This window comes from Microcystis sp. MC19 (genome assembly GCF_003019735.1).
Classification (GTDB): Bacteria; Cyanobacteriota; Cyanobacteriia; order Cyanobacteriales; family Microcystaceae; genus Microcystis.
This window is the reverse complement of record NZ_CP020664.1, coordinates 4,265,470-4,290,689: the sequence shown is the minus strand read 5'-3', so window position 1 is coordinate 4,290,689 and position 25,220 is coordinate 4,265,470. Positions and strand designations below refer to the sequence as shown.

Genomic DNA, 25,220 nt, shown 5'->3' with positions numbered 1-25,220 from the left:
TTCCCTTCAGCGACCTTAGCACCACAAAACTCAGACCCGCGCTAGTTTTAGCTGTACATCGAGAAGAACAAATCATCCTGGGAATCTTCTCCAAAATCCCCCCTGGAGAGTGGTGGGAAACTTGGATACTGGTTAGGGAAGGACATCCCAACATCCCAACATCCCAACTTCTCACAAACAGGCTTAAAAAAGACCTCTGTAATTAGAACTGACAAGATTGCGACGGTCAACCAGTCCGTTTTTCAACAGAAACTAGGCATTTTACCCTCAGACATCCTAAACCAAGTTCAAACTGCCCTCAAAAAATCCTTAAATATTCCCTAGCATTGATTTTATCCAATGATTAACTTTCCTAAAGCGATCTCAAAGACTTCCTTAAATTTCCCCTGAGCAATCCAGAAAGCTTCATTACTATACTACTATACAACTAAACAATCACTCAAATCTAATTCTCCAGAGGCTTTTCAATCATGACATTAGTAAAACTGATTGATTTTCGGGGGAGAGGTAAGAATAAATTATTAAAGATAGCGATAGCGAAGCACTGCTGCAAGCAGATCGCCTCCTCTGTTTTTGCTATTAGTACCCTAACGATAGTATCTGTTCAAGCAGCCTATGCTGCTCAAATTTTTTTTGGTGAAGATATCAACACCACGGCGACTGGAAATAACGAGAACGCAGTACGGATTCCTCACCCCAATGCTGACATAGCACGCAACGCCTTTTTCTCGAACCTGCAAGGCGTAAAAACAGAAACATTTGAGACTTTTGCTCCTAATTCTATCATCACTACACTAAATTTTGGAACAGATACAGCGTTTTTGTCACCGGGACTTCCAGTAGTCAATATACCAACTGGTACATTAAATGGAACGTTTCCTATTTCTGGTAATCAGACAGTTGGAACTAATACTGGTACTAGCACAGTATTTCGTATTGATTTTAGTAGTCCACAGAAAGCATTCGGTTTTTATGTCACTGATGTGGAGATACCTAATAATCTTAGTCTCAGATTTTTATTAAGTGACGGTTTATCTACCATAGACGGCCCTGTTCCCACGCAAGCGGGTACGGGTGGTGCAAATAATACAGGTTCAGTCACTTATTTCGGTGTAATAGACACTAACAATCCATTTATTTCTGTTTCCTTCATCAGAAATCTAAATACTGATGATGGTTTAGCATTGGATGATTTTACTATCGCAAGCACCAGTCAAATAAATGTCCCCGAACCCTCATCAATTCTAGGAATAGTGAGTTTAGGAGTATTAGGAATAGGTGCAGCTTTAAAGCGAAAACTGTAACCCCTAAATTATCATCGGCAAAAGTTCCCTGAATTGGTTGTCCATTTAAAGTTAGGGATTAAGCGTTTGCTTGACCCAAATTCGGAATTGTTTTAATGCCATTGCACTACCTATTTTTTGACTATTTTGTAGCGTTTCTGGAATTTTTTCTATTAGATTAAATTGAGAAAATAGTCGGCTTTGGGAAGATTCAACATATTCCGATCCTTGTAAAACACTGATTTCCAGTCTCTCTCCATTATATCGCCACAATTCAGGAACACCCAATCGCTCATAATTATTAAATCGGGTTCGCTTAGTAATATCAATCTCAATCGCTAAATCGGGAGGGGGATCAATAGCCAGATCAAGGCGCTTTTTTCCCCTAACAGCAGCACAATTTTCGATATAAAAAGACTCATCTGGTTCTATTCCTTGATCCATTTGTTGATTTTTAAAGGTTGTCGATCCAGCGGGTTCATAGTCTAACTCTAATTCATCCAGGAGAACTTTAACCAAATCCCCGATTAAAACTTTGGTATTTTCATGAATAAAAAGAGGAGTCATTGCTTCTAAATTTCCCTGACTATAAGATAGACGAATTGACCGTCTATCTCCCAATTCGTCAAGAATTTTTTCATAATCTTGCCAAGTGAGCGAAGTTAACAACAGGCGATCGCCTGGGGTAACAGTTAGTTGTTTTAATGCTAATAACATCAGAATTTGTCGGCTCAGTTGTTATGATTGGGCGGTTTAGTCAGTATTTAACTTTTTTCTACCTTAGATTATATTATATAGCAGTTTTCATCAGAATGAGGCATGGGCAAGGGGCTTAAACTCTTTGTTGGCAAAACTTGTCGATACCTCAGTAACGTGAAAAGCTCTATATGCAAACTGAAAACTCAAATCTGATCACTGATCAAGGAGAACTTCCCACCCGTCTGAATTTTAGAAAAATTTAACTTTATTCAATCCATGAACATCTGTTCAGATGTTATACTAAAGTCAGTAAAGAAGTTCAGAGGTAGTAACCATGATCGCTGTCACCACCATGAAATGTGCTTGTGAATCCTGTACGTGTCAAGTATCGATCGCCGATGCCATCAAAAAAAACGATAAATACTACTGTTGCCAAGCTTGTGCCAATGGTCACGTTAACGAGAACGAGAAAGGCGGTGGACACCAGGGCTGTTCTTGCAGTCAAATTTAGTTATTGGGGAGAAGGGGACAAGTATCGGCATGGAAGATTTGATCGATACCTCCCTTTCTCAACTTTCCCTTAATAACCGATCAGGAAAAAACATGGCCATAGAGAAAATAGCGCCGGTTTGTGGGGAATCCCATCACCAAGAGGCGAAATTCCAGCACTTGCAGGGATTAGAAATCGAAAAAGCCCAAAAAATGGCCGAATTTTTCAGCCTTTTGGGGGATGCCAACCGCCTCAGAATTCTGTCGCTTTTAGCCAAACAAGAATTATGTGTTTGTGACTTAGCCGACGACTTAGGGATGAGTGAATCGGCCGTATCGCACCAGTTAAGAACCCTAAGAGCCTTAAGATTAGTTAAATACCAAAAACAGGGACGGAGAGTCTTTTATCGTCTTGCCGATCATCATGTTCTTGACCTTTATTATGCGGTCTCGGAACATTTAGAAGAGCCAGCGGACGAGGACTAAAACAGTCCCAAAGCGGGTAAAACAAACTGTAAGAGCAGAGAACCAATCCCCTGCACCATTTGGTCTAATTGAGCGTTGCCACCACCTTGTTCTCGCGGTTTTAGGGCGATTTCCATGCCTTTAATAAAATTCTCTGCCGCTTCGTAACCGGGGGTATTACCTTGTCGTTCAAAGAGAGTCGAAGCCATTTGAGCATCCTGGGCCGCTAGAGCATTTTGTCCCAGACGATAGTGAGCCATGGCCCGGGCCAGATAAGCTGGAGCATATTCTGAGTTAATTGTCAAGGCTTTATTAAAATTTTCTATAGCGGCGCTGGTGCGTCCCTGTTTTCCTTCCACCATTCCTAGACCATAGAATAGTTCGGGAGTACCGGCACTACTGGGAATTCCCACCGCACCCTGCACGTATGCAGTGTCTAGTTTAGTGTTGTCGAGGTTAGCATTATTGAGATAAGCACCTCTTAAATCCGCACCCGTCAAGATTGCCCCAGTTAGGTTCGCTCCAGTCAGATTAGCACCAAAAAGAGAGGCGCCGGTTAAATTTGCCCCACTCAGATCCGCTCCACTTAAATTAGCTTGACTAAGATTGGCCCCGACGAGATTGGCCCCATTTAATTTTGCCCCGACTAGATTCGATTGCACTAACCCCGAACCGCTCAGATCGCATTGGGGACATTTTCGGGTCGATAATAATTGCTGTAGGTGGTTTAGATCTTCCGTCTGACCAACTAGGGAGAAGTTCAGGGGAAGACTGAGGACGAGGGTTAGGGCGATCGATTTGTACATAGTTTAAAAATAACTCTATTTATTATTATTGATAATAACCATTCGATCAGGGCTAATCGCTCAACTAGATTCTGCTTGAGAAATCAGCCCTTATCAACTAAAATAGAAGATTAGAGGCTCTTAAGGTCAGAAGAAGCGACAAAATCGAGATTTGTTACCTTTTCAACAGCAAGTTTTTTTAAAGGAATTTCCCCATTTCATAATGACTACTCTACACGGTAATTGGCTGATTGGTTCGCAAGATAGTGTTTTTTTTCTTTGGGGTGAACAGTGGCAAGGGAAAGAATTAAGTGAAACAAAGGAAAATCATCCTTTTTGTCTAGAATCCGGGGCATTAGCCCAATTTATCGAGAAATTTTCCCCTCAGCTTGACTGCTATTCTCCAGAATCAATCAAGCTCAGTTTGCCTAGTTATTCCCCCCCTAGGAAAAAATATTTTTTACCGCTGCTGTCGGGGCAAATTCTCGAACCCTCAACTAAATCCTTGTCTTGGCAACCATGGCAGGTATCGGGATTAACTTTTTCTGCGGGGATGATAGTGCGGTTATGGGAGAAATTACCCCTAGCTAAGGCCGAATTTATCGGCAATGATCTACGATTTTGGCTGTATTTGCACCGTTGGAGTTTAGATTTATTAGCAAGAGGGAAATTTTTAGCGGGAATAAATCAGGGTGAAAGTTGCTGGTATCCCCTGCTAGATAGTACCATCGATCGCACTCGTTTAGCTAAGTTTATCCAAACCATCCCCCCAGTCTGTCTTGCCTATCAAGAAAATAGCGAACCACAAACAATTATTCTCGATTGCTTAAAAAATATTGTCGATGCTCGTTTGCGACAAAAGATAGATAGTAGTGTTAATATTTCCCCCTCATTGATGGTGAAACCCTGGCTACAATCTTTAAGCGGTGAGCATCATGACATTGCTTTAGAAGCCAAGAATTTACAGCGTCTAGAAAATGCTTATAATAACTGGGTGTTTCCTATCCAAGAAAGTTTAGTTAATGGCAATAATCGCCAATTAATTGAGAATCAATACCGTGTCTGTCTATCCTTACAACCTCCCAGTTTAGGAACAGTATGGAAACTCACCTATTATTTACAAGCGTTAGATGATCCCGAATTTCTCATTAGTGCCAAGTTGATTTGGTTAGAGGGGAAAGAAAGTTATCATAGTTATCAAAGAGTTGTCAATAATCCCCAGGAAATTCTCTTAAAAGGATTGGGATTAGCAGCGCGATTGTACGAACCGATTAGAATTAGTTTAGAGCAGAGACACCCGGAGGAATGTTCTCTTGATTCGATCGAAGTTTATCAGTTTATTCGCTCGATCGCTTGGCAATTGGAAGATCAGGGATTAGGGGTAATTTTGCCAACGGGTTTAACTGCCGGTAGTAATGAACAAAGATTAGGAATTAAGATTGCTGCCAGTGTAACTCCCAAAAAAGGAGAAAGATTAAGTTTAACCAGTTTGTTAAACTTTCAGCTTAAATTAGTGGTAGGGGAACAGGAAATATCGAAAAAAGATTTTGATAAGTTATTAGAGAAAAAATCGCCAGTGGTGGAAGTGGGGGGCAAATGGTTAATCCTACAACCTACGGATGTCAAAGCAGCTCAGGCAATTTTAAATAATACCATCGCTCCCCTGAATCTCTCGGTGGAGGATGCCCTGCGCTTGAGTTCAGGAGATAATAATCTAATTGCTAAACTGCCGGTAGTTAATTTCCAAGCGGAGGGAGCATTAAAGGAATTAATTGACAATTTAAATAACAATCAAGGGATTCAATTAATCAACCCCCCCCGGGAGTTTCGGGGGGAATTACGTCCCTATCAAATCAAGGGAGTTAGTTGGTTAGCTTTCCTAGAAAAGTGGGGTTTAGGTGCTTGTTTAGCCGATGATATGGGTTTAGGAAAAACCCCGCAATTAATCGCTTTTTTACTAGCATTAAAAGAACAGGATATGTTAGTTAATCCCGTGCTAGTTGTTGCTCCCACTTCTGTGGTCAATAACTGGGAACATGAGTTAAGAAAATTTGCTCCCACCCTGGCGGTTTTTGTGCATCATGGCGAAAAAAGATTAAAAGGTCAAGCTTTTGCTCAAGAGGTAAAAAATAAATCGGTTGTTATTACCAGTTATCCTTTAATCTATCGCGATCTGTCCAGTTTAGAAGCAGTACAATGGCAAGGTTTAGTTTTAGATGAAGCTCAAAATATCAAAAATTCTACGGCTAAACAATCCCAAGCAGTGCGAAAAATACCGGCAGGATTTCGGATTGCCTTAACGGGAACTCCCGTAGAAAATCGCCTGACAGAATTATGGTCAATTTTGGATTTTCTCAATCCCAATTTTTTAGGAACTCAAGCCTTTTTTCAGCGTCGGTTTGCCCTTCCCATTGAAAAATACGGCGATCAAGAATCCCTGCATAATTTGCGTTCCCTTGTCCGTCCCTTTATTTTACGGAGATTAAAAACCGATAAAACTATTATCGAAGATTTACCAGAAAAACAGGAAATGAATGTCCTGTGTGGTTTATCAAAAGAACAGGGACAACTTTATCAACAATTAGTCGAGACAACCCTCCAAAAAATTGAAGAAACTCAAGGAATTCAGAAACATGGATTAATTTTAACCTTGCTAATGCAACTAAAACAAATTTGTAATCATCCCGGGCATTTTTTGAAAGAAAATAGTTTAGAAACCAGTCAAAGATCGGGAAAATTATTACGTTTAGAAGCCATGGTAGAGGAAGTGATAGCAGAAGGCGATCGAGCTTTAATTTTTACACAATTTGCCGAGTGGGGAAAACTCCTACAAACCCATCTCCAGAAAAAATTAGCCGAGGAAATATTATTTCTCTCCGGTTCTACCAAAGCAAAAGATCGGGTAGAAATGATCGAGCGCTTTCAAAATGATCCCCAAGGACCAAAGATTTTTATTCTCTCCCTGAAAGCGGGGGGAACAGGATTAAATTTAACCCGCGCTAATCACGTTTTTCATATCGATCGTTGGTGGAATCCGGCCGTAGAAAATCAGGCCACCGATCGCGCTTTCCGCATCGGACAAAAACGCAATGTTCAGGTACATAAATTCATCTGTACGGGAACCCTAGAGGAACGCATTAATGAGATGATCGAAAGCAAGAAACAATTAGCGGAACAAACCGTAGATGCCGGGGAAAATTGGTTAACAGAATTAGATACCGATCGCCTGCGAGATTTATTATTATTAGATCGATCGGCAATTATTGATGAAGAAGAAACCGATTAGAAGCGAACCACCTGATAAACCGTGGAACCATTCTCAAACAGGGGCTGATAGTAGATACCGCTACAATTGTAATAAAGTGTATTGTCAGTCGTGATTGTGGTGCAGCCGTCTGGGATATAGGTGACAATTGCGCCGATTGGCGGGGCCACCACCGTGTAGGAACTACCGCTAGGCTGAAGATAGATGCCGTCCGAGTAAATGTAGGAAGTGGGACCCACATAGACGGTATTGTAGTAGGGGGGGAGAGTAGCGATCGCTGAACCGATGACTAGGCCAGTGGTTAACCCCACCCAACCCCAACCCGGGGGGACATAATAACCGCCACCGTACCAACCGCCACCACGCCAGTAACCGTTGCGATTATCGTCAATAAAGTTCTGACGGTTCTGTTGGCGAGCGCTAACCTGCTGCTGCCGTTCACCCTGTCTTTCGCTGCGTTCCCCTTGACGGGTATCGGTTCTTTCGGTGCGTTCCCCCTGCCGTTCACCCTGTCTTTCCGTGCGTTCCCCTTGACGGGTTTGTTGACTGGTTTGCCGTTCTCCCTGTCTTTCCGTGCGTTCCCCTTGGCGGTTTTGTTGACTGGTTTGCCGTTCCCCCTGTCGTTCCCCTTGACGGGTTTGTTGATTGGTTTGCCGTTCCCCCTGTCTTCCAGAAAAATCTCTAGAGGGTTGGGAACGATTACTAAAATTCCCTCGGTTTTGCAGATCACTACTGCGGTTAACCCGTGGGGAAGCTCCACCACCGCCACGACTAACGCCACCACCGCCACGACTACCGCCACCACCGCCACCGCGAGCGTCCACATCATCGGTGATCAGTAAACTTGTACCCAAGAGGAGGGCGGCAAGAACACATAAGTTTTGACATAAAGATCTTTTCATGGCCCGGACTCCTTGATTTTTTTATGGCTGGGATTGATTATCCCTAGGGGGTAGAAGTTCGATAGGGATCGACTCTGATCCCGGTTGGAAAGTGAAAGTATCGGCGGGTGTACTGGGATTAAAATTCCAGTCGGATAATATTGCCGTGTACTGGGGTGAACCGGGTAGAGTTTTATAGGTGATAATCGCTTTCCTCAGTAGGGGGGTGGCATCCTGCGTGACCCAGATTTGATAATCGCGATCGCTACCGATCAGCATCAGATGATACATTTGTTCGCTATTGACCATGTTGTTGCCGATAAAAATAATTTGCCCGACATCGGCCATTAGATCTGCACAGGGATCGTTCGCTGCCAGATTTGACATGGGAATGGTGATTCCGTACCTTTGCTCTACTTGGTCTAAGGCTTCATCTAGAGTATTCGGTGCCGGTTTCGTGACGTATAGATCCCGTTCCAGATCCGCGAGGGTGAAGGTTTTACCGTCGTAAAAAAAGCGGGTAACTCGTTCATCCCCAGTGTAGTCCGAGCGCAGGCGATCGGGTTTTTCTACCCAGATGTTTTGATAGGCACTGTACTGAACTTTCGCCCCGGAGTCGAGTATATCGTCATAGGTGACATCCATATGGACGGTGAACGATCGCTGTTTGGTTAAATTAGCACAGAGTTGCTCGATCACCTGTTCCGCCGTTTTTGGGCGGATTTCCTGGGATAGAGTCGGTATTTCCGCCAAGACTCCTGCGGCAGTGACCCAAGGCAAAAGTAAAGAAAGAATCGGCATGAAGCGAGGCATAATCATCTAATATTCCTCCAAGGCGATGGATTGTTTTGGTTAACGACCATTGTGTAAACTGACTAAACGAGCAATAAAAACGGCGGGATAGAGAACTCCAGTCATTCCTTCTAAATTGGCCAGAACTCTAGCGATTTTACTGGTAGGAACGATATCACCATAGCCCACCGTGGCCAGGGTAGTAAAGCTGAAATGAATTATATCCGCTTGGTTGACGGTTTTAGCGGCGGAGCTAAAGGCATCGGGGTCGAAAATCTGGACAATACTGTAAGCCGATGCCCAGAAAAATCCTAGGAGAAAATAGACACAAATTCCCCCTTTGATGATATCGGATGTCACCTGTTCGGCGAGAATTAATTCTCGTAAAATCGAGTACACGCATAAACCAATAAAAGCTAGAGAAATTAATGTACTAGACAGATCGAACCAACCAGTTAAATCGCTATAAATAGGGATAATCGTGCCGAATACTCGCAGGATAAGTGCAATTACAAACAGACCGATATTACATCTTAAAGCCAATTTACTGCGATCGATCTGATAGACGGCGATGATCAGGGAGAGGGAGAAGAAAAAGAAAATCAGCAAATCTCCCAGGGGTAGATATACTAAAAATGGGTAAATAATGTAGAGCAAGACTAGATTTGCCAGCAGCCGATTGTATTTATTTTCTGTTGCTCGCATCAATTGACGAAATTTCATAGCAGCGAACCTTTAATTGGCTTAACCATATATCAACTCTCGCTTTGAGGGCTTTTCTCTCTATTCTAACGCTCCTCCTCTGACAGAAGAGGGATAAGTTAGCTCTTAGCGTCCAGATTTTAGCATATAGTACAATTAATACTAAGTAGCTGGTTATAATTAAATTAAAAATGGATTTTAGGTTCGATCCCCCCTGCCCCCTTGATACTATCCATTAGTCACATCTTTCTTAACATAAAATTTGACAAAAAGAGAAAAGTGTGCCAGATGGCTCAAGGGGGTTCTATGGGGGAACTAATTTGATGAGATAGTTTCCAAGTCTGGCTGATATCATGTAACCTTCGCAGTCCCAACCAAATAGTTTTAACACCTGGTTCACCGTCACCTTTTCTACCTAAAAACCCCCCAAGAGAAGCAATCATTCTGACCGCTTCTCGAAAGGAGGGCGGCTTTTCAGGTGGCGGACTCTTTTTATGAATAGTGGCACACAAAGATTGCCATTCATGTTCTTCCAAAAAACTTTCACAACTCTCCTCTCCGTGTAAGCGTGCTTGATAGGTTAACCAAAGTAATCTCCAAGCTACAATTGAATAGGTAGCTAAGGCCATCTCAATTCTCCGACCCGTTTCTAATTGCAGTTTTTCTAATCCACAACCACTTTTTAAAACAAAATGATAGCGTTCTATTAACCAGCGATAACTATACCAGCGCACACAGGTTATCGCTGATTCAAAGCTACTAATGTCTAGGCTAGTTAAGAGGAGCCAACTGATAGGATTAACTCCAGGACGCGGATTTTCTTCTTCAGCTAAAATTACCTGTAATTTGACCGGTTGACGAGGGTTCGCTTTCGAGTGATGCTTAGGTACTTGTATTTCAAAACTGGCAAATCTAACTGTTAGTTTAGCTAGTCTAGCCTCGTGATTAGGATTGCGTTTTACTTGCACATCTAGGCTACCACAGGCTTTTATTTCTCTGATGGATTGATGTAAATATTTAGTCTCTGGATGCCCTGACCTTTGCTTGTCTTCGAGATAGTTAACTTTTCGGTTATGAGTTCCTCGAATTAATAAATGAGAGTTAGGATTTCTTGACTGGGCAAATAAATCAAATATGTCTGCCTCAGAATCTCCGATTGTTACGACTTGAATTTCTTCGGGTATTTGTTGTTGTGTTTCTGACAAAGAATCTAACCATCTTTGACTTTCTTTTTCTTGAGTTTCTCTTTTTTTTCTTTGCTTGGCAATCCCTAAATTCTTTTCTTCTCTTGCCCAGACATATTGATTAATCAGTCCTAAAGGTACTCCTTGCGCTGAGACTCCTAAGGTGGTATGAACTTTGAGACCAAAGGATGTTTTACAATCTAGATAACCCATTCCTTTTTTGGCTTTTTGCGTCGTAAAGTCTAAACTTGTTGTGTCTTGAACTGCCAAAACTATTGGATGTTCTTTGATTCTTTCTACTGTACTTTTGGCTTGGGCGGCAATTATATCTGAGGGGTGAAAATAGGGGGAATTCCAAAAGTCGTAGGTGGCACTGGCGGCGGCTAGATTTCCCGAAGCTTGTGGCACACTTGTACTAGGTTGGCTGGCCAAGTTTTCTACGATACTGATTAACCTTTTCTTTCTTCTGGTGTCCCCTAGGTCTGCATACTGTAACCCACATTCCGCACCCTAAGCTGTCACAGAGAGAAATTACGGAGAGAAAAAATCAAAGTGAGCATAAAAATAAACATAAGGAGCGAAAAAAGGCATTTGAGAAACAGTAAAGCACCAAAAATGGCATCAAAACCTATTCTCAATAAGGAGCAATAAGAATTAACACCACCTAGAGGAGTCAACAGATAAATAAAAGAAGAAATCCAAGAGATAAATCATAATTTAGACTAATCAATTAAAGTAAAAAACTAAATTATAGACATAGTAAAGTGGAGCTATAAATCAAAGATATTAGCTCATGTTCACTCATAGAAATTAAATTGATAGAGATAATAATTAGGTGGCTAATTGATAGTAACGTAAACAATCATCTGGTAAAAGACGCAAGATAAAATCTCTGTCCTTATTCCAATTAGAAATATGTTCCTCCTGATTAAGTGTAATCAAATGAATACAATGAAAGCATTGAAAAATCCAGCGTAAAGTAGGGGAATTAGTTGCTTTACCTAATTGATTTTTAATTGTTGATTTAGACTCTTTCAGAGCATTTCTAATTTGACGTTGAGCCAATGTATAAACCAAGAGACATAAACCCATAATCATTCCCATAGACTCTATTCTCTCAGGACTTTTAAGGAAAATACTATCGGCAAAAAATAATGGGTCTTTGAGAAAACCAAACCCCCGTTCACATGATTGTTGAGCTTTATATTCCCTGAGCATAGAATCATCACTAAGTTCCTGTGAATCTAAAACATTCGTAGCAATAATAAAACATCCTGCACTCAGCAATTCTGTATTAATTTTACTTTCATCCTGGCAGACTGTAGCTGATATTTGGTAGGATATTTCATTTAGAGAATCTTTTTTATTAGATTTGGCTGGAGTAACCTTACTTTCGTTAATTTGGTGATATTTGAACTGGGTTGATAATTTTGATAATGCCTTGATAGCATCTGCTTCACAAGCAAATCTCTCTTGTGATAACTTTTTCAAATCAAGAACCGCTTTTGATTCGGCTTTGGTAATTTTTTGGGTTAGTTTACGCAGGTCTGATTCTCTTCTTTCTTGACTTTGTACTACTAACCATCTTTGTTCTATTCCTGCATAATTTTCGGTTTTTGATACTAATTTATATCCTGGTATTGTACTATCAATAAATTCTGATTCTGGTATTGTTGATATTAATGATTTTGCTGCTTTTATGCTTAATGGTACTCGACATAACCACTGTAAATCTGACATCATTTTCAGGTTTGATTCTGTATATAAGGCAGAGTCAGCAACCATGAGACTATTAACTTCTAATTGTTTGTGATATTCTACTGCTATTTGACCAAAACATGATGAGTCTGCTTGGTTTCCTGATGCTAGTTTCAAAAATATTGGGATGTCTCCATCTCCTGAACATATCATTTCTATGATGAACTGTTTTAAGTCCGGCCGATGGTCACGAGAATAACCATAAGTGATGGTTATTTCTTTTGGTGATTTTACTGCTATTTCTTCTAATTCTTGGTTATTTCCTATTTTTTGATTCTCAAATATTACTTCTGGTAAGCTAGTGTTATACTGCCCATGTACGTGGATTGATGATGAGTCTAGATGTGATGTTGATAGTGATACTCCAAATTTTTGGGCGGCTTTTACTGCGATGATGAAAAATATTGTATCTAATCCTTTTATAAATAGTTTATCCATGACTCTCCCCAATTTATCGTCGTTGAGATATTCTGGTTTTACTCCTGTTCCTATTAGATGTTCACAGGCGATTGTTTCAAAATATTCGGGAAACATATATAAGGGTTTGGAAACAAATCCTAACCCGTTGATTATCATGGCTTTTACTACTTGACCTGCATTTACTTTTTCGTCTTTTTCGACTCCTATCAATTCGTTTATTATTTCTACTATTCCGATTGAGTCTATTATTCCTGCCACTATCCCTAGATGGTCTATGTTCTGAATTTCTATTTCTTGGGGTTTTAATTTCACAACAGATTCCTCCACTACTTCTAAGTACCTAAGCAAAATTAATTACACATATCTAACCCCGCTCTTGCCTCTTGCCTATCTTCACTAGGAAATTAATTTTGCACGACTACTTATTGTAATCAATTATTTCTTGTTTTCTGAACAATTATTTTTTTCTCTTGAATTTTCTCTTTCTCGCTCCATACCCCTTTTAATGCTATATATTCTCATTAACCCTTTTAACCTTTGAATTAATTTTAGTTATTATGTACTACTTTAATGGCTTTTTTGATCTGTGACAGTTGAGGGTGCGGAATGTGGGCTGTAATTCTTGGGCTGCCCATTTCTCCATTTTTTTGCTTACCTCCACCTTAATTCCAGCAATTCTCATTTTGAAAACAAAAGAAGATAAAGTTCTCTATGTGAACAAGAGAACTTCTGTCTAATTATCATTTTTTTTCAAGATAATCATCATAATTAGCTTCAAGAGACAGTTTTAAAATATCTGCCCATAAAAAACTTATCTCAACTCATAAATTTAGCTGAAATTCTGACCTAATTTCTGGTTTTTTCAATGAATAAAATAATCTTTCCTTCTCTCGAAAAATTGACATTTTTAACTAGAATTTATTTTTTTGAGCGGGACATATTCGGTAAGAATAAACAAGAAAAACTCTGACCAATTCTTAAACCAAAAATATTTTAATAAAGTACGAATATCATTAAAAAAACTGGTGCGAGTAACTAATAACTCACGAATCTTTTGATAAGTATGATTAACTAAATCTAAAACGGTATGAAATAAAAAAGCTAGTAAATTTAAAGACAACAAGAACTCGCATAAATGACTTTGACCATGACCAAAATTATGTTCTAAATTATAACCGTGATTTTTAAGAACGTTATTTCCTTCATTCTCAACTTTCCATCTGCTGCGTCCAGCTTTGACAATTTTTTCAACATTATTTTCAGTAATTTCATGATTGGTAATCCAATTATTTTGATAGATAATTTTCTGTGTTTTTTCATTAATGACCGTGACTTCACACCAATTAACTTCGAGACTTGACTCGACCTCTCTCAGAGGAACTCTAGAAACATAACGATAACGATAAATGAGATTCTTTCCTCCATCCCATTGTTTCTTTTCTACGGCTTTAACTTCTCCACTTTTTTTTAAAAATTCTAGCCATTCATATAAGGTTTTATGAGAAGTTTCAAGACAAACAAAAATAAAATTATAACCTTGTTTTAGAGCTAACTCACAGATAGGTTGGCGAGAGTATAAGTCATCTCCTAACAGGGTTACAGGATAACCATACTTCTTTTGATGATTCTTATCTAACCATCTTTTAACAGCCGCATTTTCACAATCTTGTTTTTGCTGCCCATCTTGTTTTTTAATAAATTCTGGTTCTAAATTAATCACTTGTTTTTGCTCAGGAGAAACCACAATTGGCGTGACGCAACCATGAAAATAAGTTGTCGTTCCATTACGAGCATTGCGGCAATTACAATGGGGACAACTAATTTTCTTTGAAGAAAAATATTCCGTACCATCTAAAGCTATTAAAATTTCCTCATCTAAGTAGAAAAATTTTTTAATAACTCCCTGTTTTTTTAACCATTGATAGACTTGTTGAAAAGAGCCAAATATTGTGGCAGCTGGGATAGGATCTAACAGGTTTCTGATTTGATTATCACAAGGTATTTTTTTGATACCAAATAAACTTGAAGCATTATCTTTTCCCTTACTACTTTTCATCAAACGTTGATGCTCTAAAAAAGAAGGTGACTGAGTAAAAAAAACCGAAAAAGCCGCCTTAACTGCATCTTCTACCTGATATTTGGTATTGTTTCCTGGTTTTCTGTCATCGGGTAAGTCATGTAATTCTTGAACTAAAAATTGTATTAATTCAGGAATTTCTAAAGTCACAGCCTTTTTCGTCATCGCAGAACAGTTTGATTAATTAATATTTCCAACTTAATAATTTTACCTCAACAGACAACAATCATCAATTTTTATTTGGTTCTCTTTCTGATGTAGAGAACTTTTGTTCTAGATTTCTCCCATCTTTCAAATATTTTGAGTATAAATACTCTATATACTCACTTCTCTGCGATGCAGTCGCACTCGCGGGAGCGCATTTTGTAGCTTGCTTAAAGCTTTGTTTCTGTCTGTATCACTTGTTACTTTTTAAAATGAGAATTGCTGCCTTAATTCCTTCTTTCAACACTATACCTATCAATCGTTTCCCCTTTTTTTAAGTTTCTTCTCTTTTTGTTAAGAAAGATCTGACTAATGGATAGCCCCTTGATAAGGGGGGTGTCGATAGGCGGGGGGATCTGATAATTTTTAACGACTAACTACTTAAATCCCCTTATAATAAATGAAATTAAAAGCTTGACTAACTATCATTGGCTAACTTGTCATTGATTGTTATCAGCTTTTCAAAACAGGATTTACTAGGATTTTAGTGAGATTCAATCCCTGGCAGTTTTTTCAATAAAAAACGGTTCTTCTCAACCTAATAAGCTTTTACGCATTTAAGTTACATTGACAGCATTACCCTTATTTTTAAGTTTTCTACTCCATTTAATAATCAATCCCCCTTCATTTAAAAGCTGATTGACTACTTTTTCCAGTTCTTCTTTATTTTCAAATTCTCGATTAGCTATGTATTCTTTAGCGGAATGCCACACTAATTCTATTAGGTTGTAATCTGGACTATAAGCTGGTAAAAACTCTAGCCTAATATTGGGCAACTCTTTTTCCACCTGCTCAATAACATCTCAGGGTAAGCTCATCTAATTTGGTATAAATTGTACTTGACAAAGATTTCTGAATAGGGTAATCAAATCGCCATAGCACCGTCCCGCACTGCCAGTACCCAGACTTAGCCGCTGCTACCTCTGTATAATTTATAATTAGCCTTAGTCTCACTGTTGTTGATGAAAATTAATGAGGAAATAGCTCATGGGTAAAGGTTTTGCTCCCGTTCTCCCCACCGGAAATAAAGCTCAACTAAAACCTGAGCTTCCTTTAACATCAATAAATGAAATTCAAGCTAGTTTATTGACTTATCTTCAAGATATTCCTGACCCAAGAGCGTCCCGAACCCAAAAACATTTATTAACTGATATTTTAGTCATTGCTGTTTTAGCAGTTATAGCAGGAGCCAAAGGTTGGGAAGACATGGAAAATTATGGACTCAGTAAGCAGTCTTGGTTATCTGAGTTTTTAGAATTACCTAATGGCATTCCTTCTGATGACACTTTTCGGCGGGTTTTTGAACGGATTAACCCGGAAGTTTTGGACAAAGTTTTGTCTCAATGGCTGCCCCATTTAATCGGTTCTCTTTCGGGGGAAATAGTTCCCATAGACGGGAAAAGTCTCAGAGGTTCTTACGACCGTAATCAAGGAATTAAAGCCTTGCATTTAGTGACGGCTTGGGCGGGGGAGCAGAAATTAGTTTTAGGACAAGTCAAGGTGGAAGATAAATCCAATGAGATTACTGCTATTCCCGCTTTACTAGAACTGTTAGACCTTCAAGGGGCAATTATCACCCTAGATGCTATGGGAACTCAAACGGCGATTATTAATCATATTCAAGCCAAAAAAGCTGACTACGTTGTCGCCCTTAAAGCTAATCATCCGACTCTTTATACTCAGGTCAAAAACTGGTTTGAGCAAGCTCAAGCACATCAATTTGATGGTATTCAATTTAGTTATGATTACCGTCTGGAAAAAGGTCATCATCGCCTCGAAAAACGTTGGTGTTGGGCTGTACCTTTAGAAGCTTTCGGCGGTCTTTATCAACAGGCTCAATGGCAAGGACTTCAAAGTATTATCATGGTTAAACGAGTTCGTCATCTTTGGAATAAAACCACTTGTGAAGTCCAATTTTATCTCAGTTCTCTCCCTGCTGATGCTCAAAAAATAGGTAATGCTATTCGTAAACATTGGGGCATTGAAAATCAGGCTCATTGGATTTTAGATGTTACTTTTAATGAGGATCAATGTCGGATTCGCTCTGGTCACAGCCCTCGTAATTTTGCCTTCTTGAGACGAGTAGCACTTAACGCTCTTAACCAGGAATCCACTTACCGACGTAGTCTGGCACAAAAAAGTAAACGGGCGGCCATGGATAATAACTATATGATGGCTGTGCTGAAAGCCTTTTGTCAAGCCTAATTGAGATGCTCTTACCCTGAATAACATCTTTCTTTTTGTGATAACTAGCATTGTCTAATATAATGATAATCTTCGGCCCCTTTTCTCGAAAATCTTCGGGCAGATTTCCCAAGTTTATCCATTCTTGACGAATCTCTTCATGAAGTTTCTTTAATTGTTCATGGAAAGTTTCTGAATTTCCTTTTTTGATCATAAAACAGACTCTTTTTTTATCATTATATCTTAAGGCTCCCATCACATTCACCCTTCCTCTTTTTCTTTGCCCATTCACTTTTTTTCGCTTTCCTTTTTTTGTCCAAGCTCTCCTTCTTATTACTCTCAAACTAAATCCACACTCATGAGGGGCTGTGTGGCGAACCTGCGTCGCCACCTTGAAAGCCCCGTCCCAAAACCATACCTGGATTGACTCTGGCTTTTCTTTCGCTAACTTTAAATATTCATCTAATTTTTCTTTAAATGCTTTTCTTAATTTCTTGTCTTGCTTATCTTCTAGACTATATTTTGCCCAGATATACACATACTTTTTTCTTCTCAATATTCTTCTCACTTGCGAGCCACTCAGTTTAATTCCTGTTTCCTTTTCTAGATGCTCTGCTAATCTTGCCGCTGTCCATCTCCCGAATTCATATCCAAATTCCTTCGGGTCTTCATCAACTATTTTCAATAGTAAATTAATATATTCCTCTGTGGCTTTTTTATGATTTCCATTTTTTCTCCCATCTTCTAGACTTTCTATATTGTTAGGATCGCCATGAACACACCAATGGGCGACTGTTTTGAGTGAACAGCCAATAAACTCAGCTATTTCTCGTTGAGTTTTTCCGTCGTTTAGCAAGAGAAACATTAAAATTCTTTCCCTAACCTCTGCTCTTTCTTCTTCTTTAAGAGCTTTTTGTAAGTTTTTCTTTTCTTCTAAGTCTAGGAAATCTTTGGCTGGCATAAGTAGGATTTTTCTAAAATTACTATTTCTATTTTAGGTGGTTTAAGTGCGTTTTAGCTTATCTAAAATATTGCGCTGACGATTTAATCTTAGTAATAATTGTTTAGAATTGATTAACTTGCCTCGAACAATAGCTTTGGATGTATTCAATTGAAATTGGTGATCATTCTGGTGTTGAAACTGTAGTAATTCCACATTCAAATTAGATGCTTCTTTACTCCAAAGGTGTCCTTTATATCGCCCAGAAAGACTGAGGAACAAGACAGTAATTCGTGATTCTAAACAGGTAGCGATCGCTGGAGTAGATAAATTAATATTGCCAAACAGAAGAATTCTTTCCACATCTCGAATGGGGACTTCTATTTTATCCTTGTCTGGTACATGAATAAGAAACCGAAACTGTTCTTTCAACAAGCTTGTTCCCTGTTCTAGTAAATATAATGTAGCCATTGTCTGATTCCAAACATTTTTTTGAGGACGTGGCGCAACTTGTATTTGTTGTTGCTTTGGATTGGAAGTATTAGTGAGGGTTTTAATTTCCACAGAAGACATGATTAATTGCTGAGATATTTCTTCTTTTTCTGGTTGTAACTCTTCTGCGTCTGAACTTTTTTTTTTCCAGTTGATAAATATTCGCCGACTCTCTGTGTTTTCCGATCTCCTTGTTTTTTCTTGGGTTTATCTACAGGAAAGATAGCATTTTCTAAAAAGCCATGACCTAAAAAACAAAACCCGTGTTCAAAGTCAGTAATTTGGGTTTTATCACGATTAATATTGAGCTTAAGAGAATCAAGTAGATCAACAACTTCCGAGTAAGCTTGTCTAATTCTTTCTTGAGTACGAGCTAAAATTAAAAAATCATCTGCATAGCGTACTAATTTAATATCCGAATTAGCAATAGTGTGATCAAATTTATCTAAATAGATATTAGCAAGCAAAGGAGAAATAACCGAGCCTTGAGGTATTCCTTTCTTTGGTAATTTCAATCCTTTCTCGCTTAATATGCCTGAAGAAATCCAAGCTTTGATCAGACATAAAATACCAGGGTGATCGATATATTGACGTAATTGGACAAGCAATATCTGATGATCGATATTATCGAAATACTGAACGATATCTGCATCTAACACCCATCGATATCCGAGATCACGCCAATCAGCGACTTTTTCTACCGCCTGAATATAAGATAGATTAGGACGATAAGCAAAACTACAAGGAGAAAAATGAGGTTCAACCAGAGGAGCAAGCACATTTAAAAGAGCTTGTTGAACAATTCGTTCTCTAACGGTTGGAATTCTTAATTCTCGCCATTTACCTCCTTCTTTAGGAATTTTGACTTGTTTGTAAGGGTGAGGGCAATAAGTGCTATTAGCGACTGCTTCTCTTAATTGAACAAGATTAAAATCTTGATTTTGAGCAAAATCATCAATGGTTTCAGCGTCAACTCCCGCACAACCGTTATTTTCTTTGACTTTCAACCAAGCTTGTTGGAAGTTAGACAAATTGAGAAAATCGTTAACGATGGTTATCATCAGGCAAATCCCAAGAAAAATAGAATCAAGATGATTCTATAAATCTCTCGGAATGACCTCTTTCCCTAATCAACCCCTTCCTTATTCGGATAGAGACTGGAGTTTAGAATAAAGCCACTCAAGAGTAAGCTAGGTAAGGACTTGAGAAATTGGAGTATCTTCTAGGTTCTGTGTGAAAATGGTATAATGATAATACAGAACAGTAGGTCGGTTATATGGATAAATTTTAATCAACTCCTCAATTTATCAAATGTAACAGGTTCTTCGGTTTGTGTTGTACAATGGACTGGGGTTATAAGAGATGAAACCCTTATAGAGAAAGGCATTTAGCGATTTTTATCAAGTATTTTTGTCTAGAGCGAACTAATCAATTAAATCTTTTGCCAGATAAGGATTTAGCCGATTTCTGCCCCCTGATCGAATCATACCAAGTAACTAAGAACCGTTAAGAAGGCATAATAAAAATAATGAGAAACAAATAATGGATACTAAAACTAATAAGAATATTGCTCCTAAAATTCGCAAATTGGTTGAGACAGCGAGGGAACTATACCAAACCAAATATGCCCTCAATGTCACAAGGCTCACCAGTCTCAAAAGTCTTTGCCAAGAAAAGGAAGCTGCCGCTAATTTTGCGGTGTACCTAGCTAAACTGGTAGTCAAACAGATAGAATCTAATCAAACTACTAGGTCTTTTCTTGGAGAAGAAGCTTGGACAGAACACTGCCAACTAATTAACCATGCTGTTGAAAAAATGGAAGATTACCTAGAATATCCAACTCCAGATAAACGGCAGGATTTGCATACATTGTTAACCCAACTAGAACAAATTCAAGGTTGGGAAAGACACATAAGATTTGGAACACCAATTCGTGTCATCAATAACAAATATGCCTTAATAATTGAAGATGCCCTGCGCTGTATGACAAGTTCAGATTATCCTTATTGGAGTTACCAAATGGCGAGAGATTATGCTGAACGCTATAACTCAAGTTGTGGCAGTGGACTAACTTCTGAATCTGCTCCTTTAGTCGCAGAAATTGCTGAGTTTTGGTGTCAATATTATTTTGGCAAAACTCTCACAGAGAAATTCCCTGATAAGAGTTGACATCAAAATAGAATAAAATTTAATAATTTTTATCTCCATACTGTTCAGGAGGTTGCCCTACTAATTCAGTAGGACAAGCTCTTGATTTTCTTCATTTAGAGGGGCTACATTTTTCCAGACCATCTCAAATTTCCATTCTTCGATTAAATCATAAATAAAAATTAACTGACTTCTCGATGATAAGGATAAATCTCCTAATTTCTAACTATCATTGTAAGGAGGAATTTCGGTAAAAGGATGGTAAATTTATGTCGTGTAACGGGAGTGTCAAATCAACGAGGCATAACATCGTTGAGAGAAAGTTGAAGATCGGGAAAAATAGGAGAGGAAATCAATTCTCCCAAACGGTATTGTTGTTGCCGATAAACTTCATCAAGTAGTTGGCAGACGGTAAAAGTGGGTTGTTTGGGTTTGCCGATAAAGGCAATTCCTCCTAATCCGCGATAATCGACGATCCAATATTCAGGAATTCCAAAAAGCGCGTATTCTTCGACCTTACGAGCGTAATCGGTCTCCCAATTGCTACTGACCACCTCGACAACTAATTGAATCGATCGGGGTAGGGTAATTACAGGTTCTTTGTACCACAGGGGTTCTAGGGCGAGAACGGTCTCATCGAGAACGACAACATCAGGACGACGAGCCGTGGCCACGTCGGTAAAAGGGCGGATCAGACAGGTTCGGGGAATGAACCAAGGTTTTCGCGCTTTAATTAAAGCCATACCGATATGGGTCGCTATTTTACCGCTAACCGTTTCATGCAGCCCAGTCGGTTCCATATCGATTAATTCTCCATCGGCTAATTCATAGCGAAATTCATTGCCATATTTTTGTAAAAAATCCTCGAATATCAGAGGTTTTTGGGATAGGTAAGTCATCTGCACTCCCGATGGCAAAGCCCCTCAAGATAACGATTTGTAATTAGTTGAATTATATCCCAATTTTCAATCGTCGTGACTAACATCTAAACAGAATATTGACCTTGATTAAAGTTGGCCGTTCTCGATACTTTCTTACGTTTCTGTTAATCTTTCGTCATCGATCGCTCTCTAAGGAGCGGGTTGTGTCCACTCCCCTCACTTAACGAATCGTTAAGTGAGAACCTCGAAAAATTCGTTAAGTGAGCAGCTCAAACTGGGTTAAGGTTCCGTTAGGGTGGGCTGTTCTCGATACTTTCTAACATTCGTTTGATAGCCCCATCGATGGTTGCCGTACCGACGCGATTTCGGTATCTTAGCAGCCGCTCCCAAGTAGCCTGTTCTACCCTGACATACCACTCACAGCCGTTACCCGCCCTGTAATTCAGCCCTTCCTTGACTTGAAATTTAGCGGCCACATCGATGGTTTTTGGGGAAAGGAAGTCCGAACCTAACATTTCCCTGTTGCCATCGTCGAAAAGGATGATGGCCGCGTAGGGATTGGGCAACGCGGTTATTTCCCCCGTCTGTCCTTTTCTGGGATGCTCACCGGTAACGGTGACGGAATTTCCCACGGTCAACCGAGTAGATTTAACCGACCCATCTTCACTTAACGAATTTTCCGTTAGGGTAAGAGAAAAAATAGGGAATGAGGGTAAAAGGGGAAAAAGGAAAAAGGGTTAGAGAGTTCTCCCGAATACGCAGACTACCCGAAAACCGAGATAGCTGCTGCGGTTGCCGCGGCGGTCGTAGTCGTAGCGAAACGCGGAACGGCAGCAACTAGGATTGAAGCCCCAAGAACCGCCCCGCAGGACACTATTTAGCGAAATATCATCATTTTTGCCAGAATATGGTTCATTTTCAGACTTGACTTTTTTCTCTTGATTACTATCAAGCCATGCACTGCCATCAGTAGGCGCTCCTTTATAATTACCATGCCAGTCATCAGCGCACCACTCCCAGACATTTCCGTGCAGATCGCTGAGTCCAAAGGCGTTGACGACTTGAAAATAACCTACAGGTGTTGTTTGTTCGCGATATTCTCCTTGTGTCCCTTTGCCATAGGATTTTTCCCCTTGATAATTGGCTAAATCTGTTGTAATGGTTTCCCCAAAGTGGAACGGTGGATAAAATTCCCCTTTTTCTAGATTTAAGGGTGTTGTCACACCTCGACAAGCATATTCCCATTGGGCTTCTGATGGTAGCTGATAAGTTCTTCCTGTTAGCTTAGAGAGTCGCCCACAGAATTCTACTGCTCCATACCAATTTACTTGTTCTACGGGTCTTTGCCATCTATCTATTTCCCTATCTTGATCTTGATAGGGTTTTTTAAAATAAGAGGGGTCTTCATCTAAGTCTATATTAATTTTTAAATCGGTTCTAGCAGCGATCGCTTGCCATTGTGCTTGAGTAATGGGGTAACGTCCCATCAAAAACGAGGTAATGGTTACATGATGTTGGGGTCTTTCATCAGCATGGCTCCCTTCTTCTGTCTCTGGTGAACCCATAGTGAAGGTTCCATCGGGAATCAAGACCATTTCTAAGGGGACACCATCAATATAGTCTCTATAGCCTCGAAACTTTTGGCTTTGGCGTTTTACTTGCAGTGTTTTCACGCTTCTAGTTCCCAAAATATTAGTGGAGGGCTGGAAAACTGTTCGGTTTTACCCTACCAAGCTCCCCAACCCAGTTTGATTTTTGGATACCGTTACCAGCATCTCAGGAAAAGGCTGAACTCTCTGGCGCACTCTTGACAGATTCCCACCTGCCAACTCTGACTTTGACACTCCCCGCTCTAAAGAGACGGGGATTCTTGGTTCACAGAGATTACTTGCTTAGACAGAATTGCTTCTGAAAAAGTAGAGGTATTCTCTCCCCAAGCGTTTATTGGATCGAACCCAAAGGTTCCGACACGCCCTGCCGTACCCAACAAGCGTACGTTATTAATAGCGTACGCTATAATATTGGTATGGGAAAAAATCAGGCTCAAGAAAGAAGAAATCGTATCGAAAAAGGTCTTTGCCGTTTTTGCATTAGACCAAGACTTCTTAACAGCAATCAACTTTGCGAAGATCATTACATACAAAATGCGGTCAAGTGCGCTATCGGCAAATGCGATAAAGAAACCGTAGCGATTTTGAAATCCAAATTCCACGATCATCCTTACTGTCCTTACACAGGCGAAAAACTGGTTTTGGGAGTAAACACGCATATTGACCACATCGAATCTAAGAAGAATAGACCAGACCTTGCTAAAGAGTTGACGAATCTTGAGTGGGTGTCAGATAGAGCGAATCTAGCAAAAAATGGAATGAGTAAACAGGAGTTTATTCAATTCTGCTCGCTAGTCGCTTCTCTCAACCAATCCCCTTGATGCCCTACCGTACTTAGTCCCCTTTTAAGGATGTTGATTGCGGCGTTTTCATCCCTATCCAAAACACATCCACATTTGCACTGATGGGTTCTAGTCGATAAAGATTTTTTGACAGTTTCACCACAGTTTGAACAGTTTTGGCTTGTATAATTCGGTGAGACAGCAATCGTTATCTTGCCGAATTTAACCCCAAAATACTCTATCCATTCCCGAAACTGATACCAGGCCGCATCATTTATCGATTTAGCTAGACAATGATTCTTGACTAAGTTCTTAACTCTTAAATCCTCGTAGGCTATCACATCGCTAGAGTGAACTACGCACCTTGCTAATTTCACAGCAAAGTCTTGACGTTGCCTATTTACTTTAAGGTGAGCTTTAGCTAATCTTTGTCTAGCTTTTTGACGATTTTTACTTCCCTTTTTCTTTTTAGATAATCGCCTTTGAAGTCGTTTTAATCGTTTCTCGGACTTTCTCAAGAATTGAGGATTATCAACCTTGTTGCCATTGTTATCTGTATAGAAAGAAGCCAAACCTACATCTAAGCCAATACACTTACCTGATGGTTTAACATCTTCTTTAACGTCACAAGAAAGGACAAATTGACAATAATAACCGTCCGCTCTCCGAATCAACCTAACCCGTTTAATATCGGATTCTTGAAAGTAACCTAAATCCCAAGTTCCTACCAACTTAAGAACACCAATGTTTTTCTTGTCAGTGAACTTAACAGTTTTAGGGCTAAGAAGCTTCCATCCTGATTGTTTGTATTCAACAGAGCGAGATTTTTTAAATTGAGGATACCCCTTTTTGCCTGATACTTTACGTTTACAGTTGTCGTAAAAACGACTAATTGAACTCCAAGCACGTTCAGCACTTGCCTGTCTAGCAGTTGAATTAAGTTCATCGGCAAATTTAAAGTCCTGAGCTAATTCTTTAGAATATCGGTATAAATCGTTCTTACCCGTACCTTTTGTATCCATCCATAACCTTACACATTTGTTACGGATGAATTGAGCAGTACGAATAGCATCGTCTATGGCTTGATACTGTTGAGTTTTAGCTTTAACTTTAAACTCTAAGACAAACATTTTACGCAGGGGGGACTTAGACAAAATCAGTATAGCACAATAAAAGTTA

General features: G+C 39.5%; 20 protein-coding genes and 4 pseudogenes. 7 read left to right on the top strand and 17 right to left on the bottom strand.

Annotation, left to right across the window (positions count from 1 at the left end; translation table 11 throughout):
• The first annotated feature begins 51 nt into the window (after positions 1 to 51).
• The gene (locus B5D77_RS28195) at positions 52 to 324 is read left to right on the top strand and encodes a type II toxin-antitoxin system PemK/MazF family toxin (RefSeq protein WP_306343380.1); all 273 of its coding nucleotides are present in this window, start codon (positions 52 to 54) and stop codon (positions 322 to 324) included.
• A 146-nt stretch (positions 325 to 470) separates the two neighbouring features.
• Positions 471 to 1,304: a PEP-CTERM sorting domain-containing protein gene (locus B5D77_RS27485; protein WP_254053003.1), complete on the top strand. Its 834-nt coding sequence runs from the start codon at positions 471 to 473 to the stop codon at positions 1,302 to 1,304.
• Positions 1,305 to 1,355: 51 nt separating this feature from the next.
• Here the strand turns inward: B5D77_RS27485 and B5D77_RS21785 are convergent, their stop codons facing one another.
• A complete protein-coding gene (locus B5D77_RS21785) occupies positions 1,356 to 2,000 on the bottom strand; it encodes a Uma2 family endonuclease (RefSeq protein WP_106909640.1) in 645 nt (214 codons plus the stop codon).
• Positions 2,001 to 2,316: 316 nt separating this feature from the next.
• On the opposite strand from B5D77_RS21785, the gene B5D77_RS21780 reads away from it, so the two are divergent.
• Both B5D77_RS21780 and B5D77_RS21775 read left to right on the top strand, forming a co-directional pair.
• Positions 2,317 to 2,493 (top strand): metallothionein, encoded by a 177-nt coding sequence (locus B5D77_RS21780; RefSeq protein WP_106909639.1) that lies wholly within the window; start codon positions 2,317 to 2,319, stop codon positions 2,491 to 2,493.
• 92 nt (positions 2,494 to 2,585) lie between these two features.
• Entirely contained in the window at positions 2,586 to 2,957 is a 372-nt protein-coding gene (locus B5D77_RS21775; RefSeq protein WP_106910043.1) for a metalloregulator ArsR/SmtB family transcription factor, read from the top strand.
• On the opposite strand, the gene B5D77_RS21770 is transcribed toward B5D77_RS21775, so the two are convergent.
• Positions 2,954 to 3,742, bottom strand: coding sequence for a pentapeptide repeat-containing protein (locus B5D77_RS21770; protein ID WP_008198683.1), 789 nt, complete (start codon positions 3,740 to 3,742; stop codon positions 2,954 to 2,956). The genes B5D77_RS21775 and B5D77_RS21770 overlap by 4 nt on opposite strands.
• A 202-nt stretch (positions 3,743 to 3,944) precedes the next feature.
• Between B5D77_RS21770 and B5D77_RS21765 the strand changes: the two genes are divergently transcribed.
• The gene (locus B5D77_RS21765) at positions 3,945 to 7,007 is read left to right on the top strand and encodes a DEAD/DEAH box helicase (RefSeq protein WP_106910042.1); all 3,063 of its coding nucleotides are present in this window, start codon (positions 3,945 to 3,947) and stop codon (positions 7,005 to 7,007) included.
• On the opposite strand, the gene B5D77_RS21760 is transcribed toward B5D77_RS21765, so the two are convergent.
• The 7 genes and pseudogenes from B5D77_RS21760 to B5D77_RS21725 form a co-directional block, all read right to left on the bottom strand.
• Positions 7,004 to 7,888, bottom strand: a complete 885-nt coding sequence (locus B5D77_RS21760) for a DUF6515 family protein (RefSeq protein WP_106909638.1) — start codon at positions 7,886 to 7,888, stop codon at positions 7,004 to 7,006. The two genes, B5D77_RS21765 and B5D77_RS21760, sit on opposite strands and share 4 nt — an antisense overlap.
• A gap of 21 nt (positions 7,889 to 7,909) precedes the next feature.
• Positions 7,910 to 8,686 carry a DUF2092 domain-containing protein gene (locus B5D77_RS21755; RefSeq protein ID WP_008198678.1) on the bottom strand — a complete coding sequence of 259 codons (777 nt, stop codon included), beginning with the start codon at positions 8,684 to 8,686 and terminating at the stop codon, positions 7,910 to 7,912.
• A gap of 33 nt (positions 8,687 to 8,719) precedes the next feature.
• On the bottom strand, positions 8,720 to 9,382 hold the full coding sequence (locus B5D77_RS21750; protein WP_008198676.1) for a potassium channel family protein: 663 nt from the start codon (positions 9,380 to 9,382) through the stop codon (positions 8,720 to 8,722).
• A gap of 272 nt (positions 9,383 to 9,654) precedes the next feature.
• A pseudogene (locus B5D77_RS21745) lies at positions 9,655 to 11,040 on the bottom strand (IS4 family transposase); the annotation flags it as partial.
• A 336-nt stretch (positions 11,041 to 11,376) separates the two neighbouring features.
• Positions 11,377 to 13,035: an IS1634 family transposase gene (locus B5D77_RS21735; protein WP_104395285.1), complete on the bottom strand. Its 1,659-nt coding sequence runs from the start codon at positions 13,033 to 13,035 to the stop codon at positions 11,377 to 11,379.
• A 681-nt stretch (positions 13,036 to 13,716) separates the two neighbouring features.
• Positions 13,717 to 14,965 (bottom strand): annotated as a pseudogene (locus tag B5D77_RS21730) (ISNCY family transposase).
• A 596-nt stretch (positions 14,966 to 15,561) separates the two neighbouring features.
• Positions 15,562 to 15,807 (bottom strand): annotated as a pseudogene (locus B5D77_RS21725) (transposase); the annotation flags it as partial.
• Between the two features lie 184 nt (positions 15,808 to 15,991).
• Between B5D77_RS21725 and B5D77_RS21720 the strand changes: the two are divergent.
• Entirely contained in the window at positions 15,992 to 17,209 is a 1,218-nt protein-coding gene (locus tag B5D77_RS21720) for an ISAs1 family transposase (RefSeq protein ID WP_254052976.1), read from the top strand.
• Here B5D77_RS21720 and B5D77_RS21715 read toward each other — a convergent pair.
• The 3 genes and pseudogenes from B5D77_RS21715 to ltrA all read right to left on the bottom strand — a co-directional run.
• Positions 17,169 to 18,149, bottom strand: a pseudogene (locus tag B5D77_RS21715) (IS630 family transposase); the annotation flags it as partial. The gene B5D77_RS21720 and the pseudogene B5D77_RS21715 overlap by 41 nt on opposite strands.
• Positions 18,150 to 18,191: 42 nt before the next feature.
• Entirely contained in the window at positions 18,192 to 18,701 is a 510-nt protein-coding gene (gene cas1, locus B5D77_RS21710) for a CRISPR-associated endonuclease Cas1 (RefSeq protein ID WP_216824531.1), read from the bottom strand.
• Positions 18,702 to 18,703: 2 nt separating this feature from the next.
• Complete coding sequence (ltrA, locus tag B5D77_RS21705; protein ID WP_106909637.1) at positions 18,704 to 19,681, bottom strand: group II intron reverse transcriptase/maturase; 978 nt, start codon at positions 19,679 to 19,681, stop codon at positions 18,704 to 18,706.
• A gap of 481 nt (positions 19,682 to 20,162) precedes the next feature.
• Here ltrA and B5D77_RS21700 point away from each other — a divergent pair, with 481 nt between their 5' ends.
• Positions 20,163 to 20,789, top strand: coding sequence for a hypothetical protein (locus tag B5D77_RS21700; RefSeq protein ID WP_106909636.1), 627 nt, complete (start codon positions 20,163 to 20,165; stop codon positions 20,787 to 20,789).
• 272 nt (positions 20,790 to 21,061) lie between these two features.
• On the opposite strand, the gene B5D77_RS21695 is transcribed toward B5D77_RS21700, so the two are convergent.
• From B5D77_RS21695 to B5D77_RS21675, 5 genes are all read right to left on the bottom strand, one after another.
• Positions 21,062 to 21,667 carry a Uma2 family endonuclease gene (locus B5D77_RS21695; protein ID WP_106909635.1) on the bottom strand — a complete coding sequence of 202 codons (606 nt, stop codon included), beginning with the start codon at positions 21,665 to 21,667 and terminating at the stop codon, positions 21,062 to 21,064.
• Between the two features lie 272 nt (positions 21,668 to 21,939).
• Positions 21,940 to 22,281 (bottom strand): hypothetical protein, encoded by a 342-nt coding sequence (locus B5D77_RS21690; RefSeq protein WP_106909634.1) that lies wholly within the window; start codon positions 22,279 to 22,281, stop codon positions 21,940 to 21,942.
• 105 nt (positions 22,282 to 22,386) lie between these two features.
• Complete coding sequence (locus B5D77_RS21685) at positions 22,387 to 23,322, bottom strand: formylglycine-generating enzyme family protein (RefSeq protein ID WP_106909633.1); 936 nt, start codon at positions 23,320 to 23,322, stop codon at positions 22,387 to 22,389.
• A gap of 179 nt (positions 23,323 to 23,501) precedes the next feature.
• Positions 23,502 to 23,867, bottom strand: coding sequence for a hypothetical protein (locus B5D77_RS27480; RefSeq protein WP_254053002.1), 366 nt, complete (start codon positions 23,865 to 23,867; stop codon positions 23,502 to 23,504).
• Positions 23,868 to 24,037: 170 nt separating this feature from the next.
• Positions 24,038 to 25,171, bottom strand: a complete 1,134-nt coding sequence (locus B5D77_RS21675; protein WP_016516871.1) for an RNA-guided endonuclease TnpB family protein — start codon at positions 25,169 to 25,171, stop codon at positions 24,038 to 24,040.
• Positions 25,172 to 25,220: the final 49 nt, after the last annotated feature.

Excerpts from the sequence above, each read along its gene's own strand:
- B5D77_RS27485 (WP_254053003.1), top strand. The coding sequence starts at position 471 with ATGACATTAGTAAAACTGATTGATTTTCGGGGGAGAGGTAAGAATAAA.
- B5D77_RS21785 (WP_106909640.1), bottom strand. The coding sequence starts at position 2,000 with ATGTTATTAGCATTAAAACAACTAACTGTTACCCCAGGCGATCGCCTG.
- B5D77_RS21780 (WP_106909639.1), top strand. The coding sequence starts at position 2,317 with ATGATCGCTGTCACCACCATGAAATGTGCTTGTGAATCCTGTACGTGT.
- B5D77_RS21775 (WP_106910043.1), top strand. The coding sequence starts at position 2,586 with ATGGCCATAGAGAAAATAGCGCCGGTTTGTGGGGAATCCCATCACCAA.
- B5D77_RS21770 (WP_008198683.1), bottom strand. The coding sequence starts at position 3,742 with ATGTACAAATCGATCGCCCTAACCCTCGTCCTCAGTCTTCCCCTGAAC.
- B5D77_RS21765 (WP_106910042.1), top strand. The coding sequence starts at position 3,945 with ATGACTACTCTACACGGTAATTGGCTGATTGGTTCGCAAGATAGTGTT.
- B5D77_RS21760 (WP_106909638.1), bottom strand. The coding sequence starts at position 7,888 with ATGAAAAGATCTTTATGTCAAAACTTATGTGTTCTTGCCGCCCTCCTC.
- B5D77_RS21755 (WP_008198678.1), bottom strand. The coding sequence starts at position 8,686 with ATGATTATGCCTCGCTTCATGCCGATTCTTTCTTTACTTTTGCCTTGG.
- B5D77_RS21750 (WP_008198676.1), bottom strand. The coding sequence starts at position 9,382 with ATGAAATTTCGTCAATTGATGCGAGCAACAGAAAATAAATACAATCGG.
- B5D77_RS21720 (WP_254052976.1), top strand. The coding sequence starts at position 15,992 with ATGGGTAAAGGTTTTGCTCCCGTTCTCCCCACCGGAAATAAAGCTCAA.
- cas1 (WP_216824531.1), bottom strand. The coding sequence starts at position 18,701 with ATGTCTTCTGTGGAAATTAAAACCCTCACTAATACTTCCAATCCAAAG.
- ltrA (WP_106909637.1), bottom strand. The coding sequence starts at position 19,681 with ATGATAACCATCGTTAACGATTTTCTCAATTTGTCTAACTTCCAACAA.
- B5D77_RS21700 (WP_106909636.1), top strand. The coding sequence starts at position 20,163 with ATGGATACTAAAACTAATAAGAATATTGCTCCTAAAATTCGCAAATTG.
- B5D77_RS21695 (WP_106909635.1), bottom strand. The coding sequence starts at position 21,667 with ATGACTTACCTATCCCAAAAACCTCTGATATTCGAGGATTTTTTACAA.
- B5D77_RS27480 (WP_254053002.1), bottom strand. The coding sequence starts at position 23,867 with ATGATCGTGGAATTTGGATTTCAAAATCGCTACGGTTTCTTTATCGCA.
- B5D77_RS21675 (WP_016516871.1), bottom strand. The coding sequence starts at position 25,171 with ATGTTTGTCTTAGAGTTTAAAGTTAAAGCTAAAACTCAACAGTATCAA.